Consider the following 11,804-nt stretch of genomic DNA (forward strand, 5'->3'; position numbering starts at 1 on the left):
CCAGTGCCAGCTGGAAGATCGGCGCGCCTGCGCTGCCCGGGTTCAGCAGCTTGCGCGCGCGCAGCCGCCACGGCTGGAAGGCTTCGCCCGCCGCGCCGTCGCCGTCGACCTCGACATGCGCGCCCTCGGCCTGCCACTGCCCGCGCCAGCGCGCCAGTGCCGCATCGTCGCCGTTGTCGACGTCGATTCGCTCGTGCGACGGCACCGCGCCGCTGTCGCGCAGCCAGCCGTCGAGGCGCCGGCCGAAGCCGCAGAAGTGCGCGTACTGGCGATCGCCCAGCGCCAGCAAGGCATAGCGCAAATGGGCCAGCTGCGCCCGCGCGCCCATGACCCGTTCGACGAAGGCACTGGCGCCATCGGGCGGGTCGCCCTCGCCGTAGGTGCTGGTCACGAAGAGCGCGTGCACGGCGGCCTGCAGCGTGGCCAGGTCGATCTCGTTGAGCGATTTCACCTGCACGGCCGCGCCCCGGGCATGGAGCCAACGCGCCGTCTGCCAGGCGATGGTCTCGGCCTGGCCGGTCTGCGAGGCATGCAGCACCAGCACCGGCGCGCCGGTGCCGGCCAGCGAGGCGGCATCCTCCGCCAGCGCCCGTGCGCGGCGGCGCTCGCGCCGCCAGGTGGCGGCACACAGGGCGCCGTAGAGAAGCACGGATGCCGCCGCGGCGAGGTGACGCAGGGCTTCGTCCATCAGGCCTGCGCCTGCCTGCGTGTCACGTGTGCGCCTCCCAGGCCGGGCTGGCGTGCCACTCGCGGCCCTCGCCTGCGCGCCGGCTGAAGAGCGCGGCGATGCGATGTTGCTCGGCGAAGCGCGGGCCTTCGTCAGGGCCCAGCACCATCAGCACCGTGGCCAGCGCGTCGGCCTCCATGCAGTGCGGATGCACCACGGTCACGCTGCCCAGCGACGGGCCCACCGGTCGGCCGCTGCGCGGATCGATGCTGTGCGACCAGCGCCGGCCCTCGGCCTCCCGCACCTGCCAGCGGTCGCCGGAGGTGGCGACCGCCATGTCGGCCAGCGGCACGGAGAGCGCCAACGGCGCACCCGCATCGACTTGCACCTGCCACGGCGTGCCACTCGGGCGCCGGCCCACGCCGCGCAGCTCGCCGCCGATCTCGAACAGCAGGTCGCGCAGGCCCAGCGCACACAAGGCCTCGACACCGTGATCGACCGCGAAGCCCTTGGCGATGCCGGACAGGTCCAGGCACAGGTCGCCCGGCTGCAGGATGCTGGCGTCGGACGCATCGAAGGCCAGCCCTTGCCAGCCCACGCGCGCGGCGGCATCGGCCAGCGCTGCTTCATCGGGCGCCGCGGCTGCCGCCTGCGGGCCGAAGCCCCAGCAGGCCACGAGCGGTGCCACGGTCGGATCGAGCGCGCCCCCGCTCGCCTGGGCCCAATGCAGCGCGCAGGCCACCACGGCGGCGAACTCGGCGGGCAGGCGGTGGCGCGAACCGGCCGGCGCGCGGTTGAAGCGGCTGATGTCGGAGTCCGGTTCCCAGTGGCTCATCTGCGCCACGACGCGGCCCAGCGCGCCCTCCACCGCCGCGCGCACGTCGTCGCGCGGCAGCATGCGCGGGTTGTCGAAGCGCAGCGACCAGGTGGTGCCCATCGTCACGCCGACCATCACCTGCAGGCTGACCGGGTCGGCGCGGCGCGGCATCGCCGGGCCGGCGTAACCATCCAGCCGGCGTGCGAAGTCGAGGGGCGGCGGTGGCGCGGCAGCGAGGCTCAAGGCGCCACTTCGAGCGTGGCGGCGTAACTCAACCGGCGCTCCTTGGCCTGCGGCACGCTGGTCTTGTTGTCGCGCGTGGAGGCGTCGAGCCAGTACATGCCGGCGGTCGGCCAAGTCACGCTGAACTGGCCCTTGTCGTCGGTCTTGAGCTTCACTTCGCTGAGCTTGTCGCGGTACTGCGTGTTGCCGGCGGTCACGGTCACTTCGAGGTCCTTGGCGGGCTGACCGTCGATGCGCAGTGTGAAGGTCGACTTCTCACCCTTGACCAGGTCGGTCGGGTTGCCGGTGCTGACCAGTTCCAGACCCTGCCCGATCGGCTTGAGCGCGCTGGGCTTGCCGACGGTGACGAAGGTCTCGATCCGGCCGGCCGACTGGGTGATGGTCACATCGGTCGCATCGGCCGGGATGTCCTTGGCGATGCTCTCGGGCGTGCCGCGGGCCCGCTTGGTCTGGCCGGCCTTGTCCTTCCAGCTCGCGAACAGGCCGTTGTTCAGCACCGCGATGCGGTAGGTGCCGGGCTGCGCCACGGGCACGTCGAACACCGTGCGGTGCTTGAGCTTGGCCTCGTTCTCGTGCTTGACCAGGCTGCCGTCGGGCGCCACGATCTGCAGGCCCTCGATGCGCAGCGGCGCGTGGTTGGCCACGAACAGGTCGTTCGACACCGCGGCGTCGACCGTGATCGTGTCGCCCTTCGACAGCACGGTGGTCGACGGCAGAAGCCAGGCGTTGTGGGCCTGCACGGCAGTGACGGCGCTCGTCAGGGCGAAGGCGATGGCGGCAAGGCGAAAGGCGGGCTTGTTCATGGCGGACTCCTCGTTGATAAGCATGTTCAGGGCTTGAGTTCGAGCTTGACTTCGCCGAGCTCTTCCTTGCCGGAGACGACCGGCTGCTGCGCACTCGCAGGCGGCCATTGAAACGGAATGCTGATGACCTCGCGGCCGCCGACTTCGCGCGCCGCCTCGACCACGAGCTTGTACGCCCCCGGGGTGAGCTTGGGAAGCGCGCCGCTGCCCTCGGTGAAGCTCAGCTGATGCTTGCCCGCGGGCTTGGTCGCGCTGGTCACGCCGTCGACCGGCACCGACAGCTCGCGGCCGCCGCGGCGCCACCACTGGCGCATGTCCTTGAGCCACTTCGTGCCTTCGCCCTCGGGGTTGTTGGTCTTGGTGCGCACGTCGTACCACACGGCCAGCGTGGCGGCCATCGAGTTGTCGGCTCGCTCGATCCAGGCGGCCACGTAGGGCCGGTGGTATTCCGACACGTTGAGGCGCGGCACCTCGATGTTGACCCCCAGGCTCGCAGCCAGCGCAGGCGCCCCGATCAATGCCGTGATGGCGGCGGGCGCGAGTGTGTAGCGGATATGCACGAAAAACCTTTCTTCTTCAGACGTCGATCAAGACAGATCAATGGACAAAAAGCAGCGCGAGCAGAAAAGGCGCCAGCAGCCCCATCGCCACCATCGGCCAGGTGAAGGGCCGGTTGCCCGCGTGCATCTTGAGGATGAGCAGGCCGGTGATGGAGAACAGCAGCGCCGCCACCGCGAAGATGTCGATGAACCAGCTCCACGCCGCGCCCGTGTGGCGGCCCTTGTGCAGATCGTTCAGGTAGGAAATCCAGCCGCGGTCGGTGAGCTCGAACTCGGCCTCGCCGTCTTCGAGGCCGATGCGCAGCCAGGCGTCGCCGCCGGGGCGCGGCAGCGAGAGGTAGATCTCGTCCTGCGACCACTCTGCGTCGCGGCCCACCGTGTCCACACCCCATTGCGCCTTGACCCAGCGCTGCAGTTCGGCCGGCAGCTCGGCCTTGCCCTTGCTGGCCTTGACGATGCCCGGCTGCTGCTCGGCCAACCGGCCGCGCAAGCCCGCGTCGACCTCGGCGTTCTTGCGTGTCACCGTCGGCCGCGCCTCGATCTGCGAGGCATGGTTCAGCGTGATGCCGGTGATGCTGAAGAGCAGCATGCCCACCAGGCACAGCGCCGAACTGACCCAGTGCCATTCGTGCAGGGTCTTGAGCCAATAGGCACGACGGCGGGAGGCAGGAGCAGGGGCGGTGGCGGCGGGAGCACTCATGGGAGCGCGCATTGTAGACGTACAAATGAGAATGAATGTCATTTGGACCCGGCAAACCTTGGCCGCATAACGCGCCGCAGCCCCGTTTGTCAGCCGAACTCCACCGCCACGGAGCAGATAGCAGATGAAGTTCTGCAAAGCCGTTCCCAGACGCCGGCCTCATGGACGAACCACTCGTCCCCTCACCCTTCGCTGAACGATTCGAGGATCACCCCGCGCAGCCAGCTGTTCGCCGGGTCGGCCTCGAAGCGCTTGCTCCAGTGCAGCGACACCGCGAAGTCGCGCAGCGGAAAGGCCGGCTCGACGATGGTGTAGTGCCCCTCCTCCGCGAAGCCGCGCGCGATGTTGCGCGGCATCACCACCGCCAGGTCGGTGGCGCGCACGATCGCGGGCAGCACCATGAAGTGCTCGGTCGTCAGCCGCACCCGGTCTTCCAGGTTGAGCAGCTGCAGGATGCGCAGCGTTTCGGCATGCGTGCGCACCGCGACGTACTCCAGGCGCTGCAGCGATTCGAGCAGCGCCTGGCCGTTGCGGCGCCCGCGCGTGAAGGGATGGCCCTTGCGCAGCAGCACGATGTAGCGGTCCTTCAACAATTGCACACGCTGCGTGTCGCTCACCTTCGGCAAAAAGCCGAATGCGAAGTCGACCCGGCCGCTGTCGAGCGCGGGCGCGATTTCGTCGGGGCCGAGCGGCAGCGTCTCCAGCCGCACGCCCGGCGCGAGCTCACCCAGGCGCGCCATCAGCAGCGGCAGGAAGCGCCCCTCGCCGATGTCGCTCATGTGGATGCGAAAGGTCTTGCGCGAGGCCGATGGCTCGAAACGATCCGGCTCGCTGAGTGCCTCTTCGAGCTGGCCCAGCGCCGACTGCACCGCGGCGGCCAGCCGCTCGGCCCGCGGCGTGGGCGCCACGCCGCCCGGTGCGCGGGTGAACAGCGCATCTTTCAGCAGCAGCCGCAGCCGCCCGAGACCATGGCTCGCGGCCGGCTGGGTGAGCCCCAGTGCTTCGGCGGCCCGGCTCACGCTGCGGGCGCGGTACACGGCGTCGAACAGGCGCAGCAGGTTCAAGTCGATGGCATCGATGTGCATTGAATATGCATGGCATTCATGTCGGATAGCCGGATTATTGTATTGATGACCTGCGCCGCGACTCGCACACTGCGAGTCGGCCGGACGCCGCCCCAGGCACGCGCACGCGCCGCCCCAGAAAGCCAAGAATTGGAGACAAGCGATGCGATTGACCCGACTGCATGCCATCTTTGCCGCCGCGCTGTTCGGCGCCACGGCAGCTTCTGCCCAACAGCCCCCCACGGAGGAGCCCGGCTGGGCCAAGGGTCGGCCCAAGACCGAAGCCGCCCAGCGCATGGCGCCGGTGCCGGCCTTCCCGATTCCGACGGCGGCCGACAAGCTGCCCACGCCCAAGTTCAAGCTGCCGCCGGGCTTCAAGGTCGAGACATGGGCTTCGGGCGTGCTCGACGCGCGCGGACTCCGCCAGGGCGCCAACGACGTCGTGTTCGTCAGCACGCTCTTCGTCGGCAACAAGGTCTACGCGATCGTGCCGAAGGGCAACGCGCGCGAAACCAAGACCATCATCGACAAGATGGAGAAGGCCGCGGGCATCGAGTACTACAAGGGCTCGCTGTACCTGGCCACGCACAAGCAGATCATGCGGTACGACAACGTCGACACCAAGCTCGACAACATCGGCACACCCACGGTGATCTACGACAAGCTGCCCGGCGGCGAGGACCACAGCTGGAAGTTCCTGCGCGTGCACAACGACAAGCTGTACTTCCCGATCGGCGCGCCCTGCAACATCTGCGACCCGGGCGAGTACGCCAAGATCTACCGCATGAACCTCGACGGCAGCGGCATGGAAACCGTGGCCAGCGGCGTGCGCAACACGGTCGGCTTCGACTTCGACCCCAAGACCGGCCGGCTCTGGTTCACCGACAACGGCCGCGACTGGCTCAGCGAGGAAATCCCGAACGACGAACTCAACGTCGTCACCGCGAACAACCAGCACTTCGGCTATCCGTATTGCCACCAGGGCAACATCCCCGACCCGGAATTCGGCTGGGGCAAGAGTTGCAGTGAGTTCGTCAAGCCCGCCGCATTCCTCGGCCCGCATGCCGGCTCGCTGGGCCTGAAGTTCTACAACGGCAAGATGTTCCCGGCCAAGTACCAGGGCGCGATGTTCATCGCCCGCCATGGCCCATGGAACCGCACCGTGAAGTACGCCGACGTGTCGGTGGCCTGGCCCGACGGCAAGGGCGGCGCGCGTGTCGAGCCCTTCATGACCGGCTTCGTCGAGAACAACACCTACCTCGGCCGGCCGGTGGACTTCCTGGTCCTCAAGGACGGCTCGCTGCTGGTGAGCGACGACCACGCGGGTGCGATCTACCGCATCAGCTACGGCAAGTGATGCGAGGACGCCGAACACTCGCGACCACGGCAGCAGCTGCAGCTTTCTTGTTCTGGCTCTGCGCGCCGGCCGGCGCGCAGCAGGCCGGCAAGGCGAGCAAGGGCACGAAGGGGGCGGAAGCCCCCGCGGCAGCCCCGGGGGCGGCCTACGCCCAGCGCTTTGCCCAGCTGTGCGCGGCCTGCCACGGCGCCAACGGGCGCAGCGAGATGCCCAACACGCCGGCGCTGTCGGGGCAGCATTCGTTCTATGCGATCACGCAGCTCTTTCTGTTCCGCGAGGGACGGCGATCCAACGAAGCGATGAGCGCGATCGCCAAGGGCATGAAGGACGAGGACCTGCGCGGCTTCTCCGACTTCATCGCCACGCTGCCGGCCGTGCCGCCGCCGCCGGCCACGCCGCCCGATGCGGCACGCATGACGCGCGGCAAGGCGCTCGCGCTGGAGCACAAGTGCGTGTTCTGCCATGGCGCCGACTTCAGCGGTGGCCAGCAGGTGCCGCGCATCGGCGGGCAGCGCGAGGACTACCTCAAGATGACGCTGCAGGAGTTCAAGTCGGCCAAGCGCGTCGGCTACACGATGGCCATGGCCGAGGCGGTCGGCCGCATTCCGGGTGAAGACCTGGACACCCTCGCCTACTACCTGGCCCGTTTTCCGGGCACTCCAAGTCCTGCCGGACCTGCCAGCCCGGCCAGCCCCGCCCCCACGAAGTAATCAGAGAGCAACGAGAGAGAAAGCGTTTTGGAAGTTTCATTCAGCAAGGAGATCGAGGCCTTGCGCCTCGGCGCGGGCGACACTTTTCACGGCGAGGGCATCCTCGCCATCACCAAGGGCCTGCTGCAGTCGGGCGTGGCCTACGTAGGCGGCTATCAGGGCGCGCCGGTGTCGCACCTGCTGGACGTGATGGTGCAGGCCAAGCCCTACATGGACGAGCTCGGCGTGCACGTCGAAGCCTGCTCCAACGAGGCATCGGCTGCGGCCATGCTCGGCGCGTCCATCCACTACCCGCTGCGCGGCGCCGTGACGTGGAAGTCGATCGTCGGCACCAACGTGGCGGCCGATGCGCTGTCCAACCTGTCGTCGCCCGGCGTCACGGGCGGTGTGCTCATCGTCGTGGGAGAGGACTACGGCGAGGGCGCCAGTGTGATCCAGGAGCGCACCCACGCCTATGCGCTGAAGTCGAGCATGTGCCTGCTCGACCCGCGCCCCGACCTGGGCCGCATGGTCGACATGGTGGAGCACGGCTTCCGCCTGTCGGAGACGTCGAACATGCCCTGCATCATGGAGCTGCGCATCCGCACCTGCCACGTGCGCGGCAGCTTCGAATGCCGCGACAACCTGGCGCCGGCGGTGTCCACGCGCGCGCCGATCGCAGAACCGGCCGGCTTCGACTACATGCGCCTCGCGCATCCGCCGGTCACCTTCCGCCACGAGAAGCTCAAGGGCGAAGAGCGCCTGCCCGCCGCGCGCCGCTACATCGCCGAACAGGGCCTCAACGAGCTGATGCCCGGCACGCACGCGGACCTGGGCATCGTCGTGCAGGGCGGCCTCTACAACGCGCTCGTGCGCAGCCTGCAGCAGCTCGGCCTGGCCGATGCCTTCGGCGAAACCGACATCCCGCTGCTGGTACTCAACGTCACCTATCCGTTGGTGCCCGAACAGGTGGCCGACTTCTGCGTGGGCAAGCGCGCGGTGCTGGTGGTGGAGGAAGGCCAACCCGAATACATCGAGCAGGAGATCGCGACTCTGCTGCGCCGGCGCGACATCCAGACGCCGCTGCACGGCTGCGACATGCTGCCGCCGGCCGGCGAGCTGGGCGTGGAAGTGATGGCCGGCGGGCTCTCGACATTCGCCGCGCGTTACCTGCAGCAGCACGCGCAGGACTCGGCAGGGGACTGGCTCGACGGCAACCAGAAGCGCCGCGCGGAAGTCGCCGCGACACTCGACGCACCGCTGCCCGCTCGACCACCCAGCTTCTGCATCGGCTGTCCCGAGCGCCCGGTGTTCTCGGCGCTCAAGCTCGCGCAGCAAGACAGCGGCCCGGTCCACATCGCGGCCGATATCGGCTGCCATGCCTTCGGCACCTTCGAGCCCTTCTCGATGGGCCATTCGATCCTGGGCTACGGCATGAGCCTGGCCAGCCGCGCCGGCGTGTCGCCGATGATGCAAAGGCGTGCGTTGTCGATCATGGGCGACGGTGGCTTCTGGCACAACGGCCTGCTCACCGGCGTGCAGAGCGCGCTCTTCAACGGTGACGATGCGGTGCTGCTGATCTTCAAGAACGGCTACACCTCGGCCACCGGCACGCAGGACATCATCTCTACGCCCGACGACGAGGTGAAGGAGCGCGCGGTCGACAAGCAGCAGAGCCTCGTCGACAAGAACAACACCATCGAATCGACGCTCAAGGGCCTGGGCGTGCAGTGGATGCGCACCGTGCACACCTACCACGTCGACACCATGCGCGCCACGCTCAACGAAGCCTTCACCACCAGCTTCAACGGCCTCAAGGTCATCATCGCCGAGGGCGAATGCCAACTCGAGCGCCAACGCCGCATCAAGCCATGGATCGCCAGCCTGCTCAAGAAGGGCGAGCGCGTGGTGCGCGTGAAGTACGGCGTCGACGAAGACGTGTGCAACGGCGACCATGCGTGCATCCGCCTGTCGGGCTGCCCCACGCTCACCATCAAGGACAACCCCGACCCGCTCAAGGTCGACCCGGTCGCCGTGGTCATCGACGGCTGCGTGGGCTGCGGGCTGTGCGGCGCCAACGCGCATGCGGCGACGCTGTGTCCGAGCTTCTATCGGGCCGAGGTGGTGCAGAACCCCAAATGGCACGAGCGGCTGCTGCATTCATTGCGCGGCGCCCTGGTACGCGCGCTGCAGCCCGCCTGATCTCTTTCTCCTGTTGTTTCCCACGATGAATCGCACGCAACCCATCACCCTGCTCGTCTGCGCCCTGGGCGGCGAAGGCGGAGGGGTGCTCACCGAATGGCTGGTCGACGTGGCGCGCCACGCCGGCTTTGCCGCGCAGAGCACGTCCATCCCCGGCGTGGCGCAGCGCACCGGCGCCACCACCTACTACCTCGAAGTCTTTCCCGTTCCACTGGCCGAACTCGGCGGACGCCGGCCCGTCTTCAGCCTGAGCCCCGTGCCCGGCGCGCTCGACGCCATCGTCTCGTCCGAGCTGCTCGAAACGGCGCGCCAGATCGGCAACGGCATGAGCACGCCCGAGCGCACGCTGCTCATCAGCTCGTCGAGCCGCACGTTGACCACGGCCGAACGCATGCAGCTCGGCGACGGCCGCACCGACAGCGGCCGACTGCTGGACCTCGTCAAGCACTTCAGCCGCGAACACCACGTGTTCGACATGGGCGCCGTGGCGCGCGACGCCGGCACCGTGGTCAGCGCCGTGATGCTGGGCGCCATCGCGGGCAGCGGCCTGCTGCCCTTTCCACGCGAGGCCTACGAGCACGTGGTGGGCGGCGGCAAGGCGCCCGAAAAGCTCGGCCGCATGGCCGCGGCCAGCCTCCGCGGCTTCGCACAGGCCTTCGACATCGTGCATTCACCGCGCGAGCAGGCGGCCATGGTGAGCCGGCTGCTGGCGACCACCGAGCAGGACGCGCCGATGGCGGACCAGCCGCTGCCACCGGCAATCGCGCAGCTCTTTCCACCGCCGGTCCACGCGATGCTGTCGTTGGGCTACGCGCGCGTGCTCGACTACCAGGACGCCGCCTATGCGCAGCGCTACGTCGACCGGCTGCAGCACGTGCTGGCAGCCGAGCGCGCGGCCGACCCGGCTGCCACCCGCGGCTTCGCCCTCACCACCGAGATGGCGCGCTGGCTCGCGCTGTGGATGGCCTTCGACGACATCGTGCGCGTGGCCGAACTCAAGAGCCGTGGCAGCCGTGCCCAACGCGTGCACCGCGAAGTGCGCGCCGCCGATGGCGACATCGTCAAGGTCTACGACCACTTCAAGCCCGGCGCGCCCGAGTTCGCCGCGCTGCTGCCCGCACCGCTGGCACATCGCATCACCGCCTGGGACCGCCGCCGCGCCACGCCCTGGGCCATGCCGCTCAAGGTCGGCAGCCACTCGGTCGTCGGCATGGCCTCGCTGCGCCTGCTGGCCTCGCTGCGCTGGCTGCGCAGGCGCGGGAGCCGCTTCACCGAAGAGCAGGTGCTGATCGAACGCTGGCTCGCCGCCGTGCTGCAGGGCACGCGCGAGGACTGGCACCTGGGCCACCAGATCGCCCTGTGCGGCCGCCTCATCAAGGGCTACGGCAGCACCAACGAGCGCGGCAAGAACAACCTGCTGCACGTCGCCGATCACCTGGCCGCGCAGCCCGGCACCAGCGCCGCCGCGCGTGCCGAGGCCATCGCCGCCGCACGCGAAGCCGCCCTGGCCGACGACGCGGGCAAGGCGCTCGATGCCGCCCTGGTGCGCCACGGCGCGCCCGCGCGGCCGGTGCAGGCGCAGCCCATCCGCTGGATGAAGCGCCGGCCTGCAGCCACGCCCTGAATCAAACGACAGGAGACGACACGATGACGACAAGACCCGGGCGCCACCGCCCCGCCCCCTGGCGCCGCGCGCTGCTGGCGCTCGCACTGGGCGCGGTCGCACTGCCGGCCACGCAGGCACAGGCGCAGGCCACGCAGGCCGCATGGCCCAACAAGCCCATCAAGGTGGTGGTCAACTTCCCGCCCGGCGGCGCCGCCGACACCATCGCGCGCGCCATCGGGCAGCCGCTGCAGGACGCCTTGGGCCAGCCCGTGCTGATCGAGAACCGCGGCGGCGCCAACGGCAACATCGGCGGCGAGAACGTCGCACGCGCCGCACCCGACGGCTACACGCTGCTCATGAGTTCGGGCGGCATGGTGTCCGTCAACCCGCACCTGTACCCGAAGATGAGTTTCGACCCGGCCAAGGACCTGGTGCCGGTGGCCGCCGCCGCGCGCGTGCTGGTGTACCTGGTCATCAAGCCCTCGCTGCCGCCGCAGAACATCAAGGAGTTCATCGCCTACGTGAAGGAGCGTCCGGGCAAGCTGTCGTACGGCTCGCCCGGCACCGGCAGCTCGCCGCACCTGGCCGGCGAGATGTTCAAGAGCCAGGCCGGCCTGTTCGCGGTGCACGTGCCCTACCGCGGCGCGGCGCCGGCGCTGCAAGACCTGCTGGCGGGCCAGCTCGACTTCTACTTCGACCCCGGCATCGGGCTCAACCAGGTGAAGGCCGGCAAGCTGCGGCTGCTGGCGGTGGGCAGCCCGAAGCGTTCGCCGCAGTTCCCGGACGTGCCGACGCTCGACGAAGTGGGCTTGAAGGGCTTCGATGCCGACACGGTGTTCGGCTTCTACGCACCGGCCGGCACGCCCGCGCCCATCGTGGCGCGCCTCAACACCGAGATCAACAAGATCCTCGCGACGCCGGCGATGAAGGAGCGCATCGGCAACCTGGGCGGCGAAGCGGTGCCGGGCACACCGGCGTCGTTTCATGACCGTGCGGTGGCAGACTCGACACGCTTCGGCGCCATCATCAAAGAACGAAAAATCCTTGCGGACTGAATAAGCTCTCCCCCAAGCTCGCTCACTTCGTGTAGCTCTCG

General features: G+C 69.1%; 11 protein-coding genes. 5 read left to right on the forward strand and 6 right to left on the reverse strand.

The features are described 5' to 3' along the window. The 6 genes from B0W80_RS16765 to B0W80_RS16790 all read right to left on the reverse strand — a co-directional run. Nucleotides 1-688 (reverse strand): flavodoxin domain-containing protein (locus tag B0W80_RS16765; protein ID WP_179106947.1); only part of this gene is annotated, 688 nt, incomplete at its 3' end. Between the two features lie 22 nt (nucleotides 689-710). Further along, nucleotides 711-1,727, reverse strand: coding sequence for an FAD:protein FMN transferase (locus B0W80_RS16770; protein ID WP_256856601.1), 1,017 nt, complete (start codon nucleotides 1,725-1,727; stop codon nucleotides 711-713). Then, the gene (locus B0W80_RS16775) at nucleotides 1,724-2,530 is read right to left on the reverse strand and encodes a DUF4198 domain-containing protein (protein ID WP_077000358.1); all 807 of its coding nucleotides are present in this window, start codon (nucleotides 2,528-2,530) and stop codon (nucleotides 1,724-1,726) included. Before B0W80_RS16775 ends, B0W80_RS16770 begins: the two co-directional genes overlap by 4 nt. A 26-nt stretch (nucleotides 2,531-2,556) precedes the next feature. Then, nucleotides 2,557-3,084: a DUF2271 domain-containing protein gene (locus B0W80_RS16780; protein WP_373038740.1), complete on the reverse strand. Its 528-nt coding sequence runs from the start codon at nucleotides 3,082-3,084 to the stop codon at nucleotides 2,557-2,559. Between the two features lie 43 nt (nucleotides 3,085-3,127). Beyond that, complete coding sequence (locus tag B0W80_RS16785) at nucleotides 3,128-3,802, reverse strand: PepSY-associated TM helix domain-containing protein (protein WP_373038730.1); 675 nt, start codon at nucleotides 3,800-3,802, stop codon at nucleotides 3,128-3,130. Nucleotides 3,803-3,972: 170 nt separating this feature from the next. Continuing rightward, nucleotides 3,973-4,875, reverse strand: coding sequence for a LysR family transcriptional regulator (locus B0W80_RS16790; protein ID WP_077000306.1), 903 nt, complete (start codon nucleotides 4,873-4,875; stop codon nucleotides 3,973-3,975). Between the two features lie 142 nt (nucleotides 4,876-5,017). On the opposite strand from B0W80_RS16790, the gene B0W80_RS16795 reads away from it, so the two are divergent. The 5 genes from B0W80_RS16795 to B0W80_RS16815 are packed head-to-tail and all read left to right on the forward strand — an operon-like array spanning nucleotide 5,018 to nucleotide 11,763. Beyond that, nucleotides 5,018-6,211 carry a sorbosone dehydrogenase family protein gene (locus tag B0W80_RS16795; RefSeq protein WP_179106948.1) on the forward strand — a complete coding sequence of 398 codons (1,194 nt, stop codon included), beginning with the start codon at nucleotides 5,018-5,020 and terminating at the stop codon, nucleotides 6,209-6,211. A 47-nt stretch (nucleotides 6,212-6,258) separates the two neighbouring features. Then, on the forward strand, nucleotides 6,259-6,921 hold the full coding sequence (locus B0W80_RS16800) for a c-type cytochrome (protein ID WP_179106949.1): 663 nt from the start codon (nucleotides 6,259-6,261) through the stop codon (nucleotides 6,919-6,921). A gap of 27 nt (nucleotides 6,922-6,948) precedes the next feature. Further along, nucleotides 6,949-9,102, forward strand: a complete 2,154-nt coding sequence (locus B0W80_RS16805; protein WP_077000307.1) for an indolepyruvate ferredoxin oxidoreductase subunit alpha — start codon at nucleotides 6,949-6,951, stop codon at nucleotides 9,100-9,102. A 25-nt stretch (nucleotides 9,103-9,127) separates the two neighbouring features. Continuing rightward, nucleotides 9,128-10,726, forward strand: coding sequence for an indolepyruvate oxidoreductase subunit beta family protein (locus B0W80_RS16810; RefSeq protein ID WP_077000361.1), 1,599 nt, complete (start codon nucleotides 9,128-9,130; stop codon nucleotides 10,724-10,726). Nucleotides 10,727-10,749: 23 nt separating this feature from the next. Beyond that, nucleotides 10,750-11,763 (forward strand): tripartite tricarboxylate transporter substrate binding protein, encoded by a 1,014-nt coding sequence (locus tag B0W80_RS16815; RefSeq protein ID WP_077000308.1) that lies wholly within the window; start codon nucleotides 10,750-10,752, stop codon nucleotides 11,761-11,763. The last annotated feature ends 41 nt before the right edge of the window (nucleotides 11,764-11,804 follow it).

The sequence above is a fragment of the Variovorax sp. KK3 genome (assembly GCF_001984055.1).
In the GTDB taxonomy this organism is placed as follows: Bacteria; Pseudomonadota; Gammaproteobacteria; order Burkholderiales; family Burkholderiaceae_C; genus Variovorax.

Bases quoted from the DNA above. Each gene is read 5' to 3' on its own strand.
- B0W80_RS16775 (WP_077000358.1), bottom strand. From the start codon at position 2,530: ATGAACAAGCCCGCCTTTCGCCTTGCCGCCATCGCCTTCGCCCTGACG.
- B0W80_RS16785 (WP_373038730.1), bottom strand. From the start codon at position 3,802: ATGCGCGCTCCCATGAGTGCTCCCGCCGCCACCGCCCCTGCTCCTGCC.
- B0W80_RS16810 (WP_077000361.1), top strand. From the start codon at position 9,128: ATGAATCGCACGCAACCCATCACCCTGCTCGTCTGCGCCCTGGGCGGC.
- B0W80_RS16790 (WP_077000306.1), bottom strand. From the start codon at position 4,875: ATGCACATCGATGCCATCGACTTGAACCTGCTGCGCCTGTTCGACGCC.
- B0W80_RS16795 (WP_179106948.1), top strand. From the start codon at position 5,018: ATGCGATTGACCCGACTGCATGCCATCTTTGCCGCCGCGCTGTTCGGC.
- B0W80_RS16815 (WP_077000308.1), top strand. From the start codon at position 10,750: ATGACGACAAGACCCGGGCGCCACCGCCCCGCCCCCTGGCGCCGCGCG.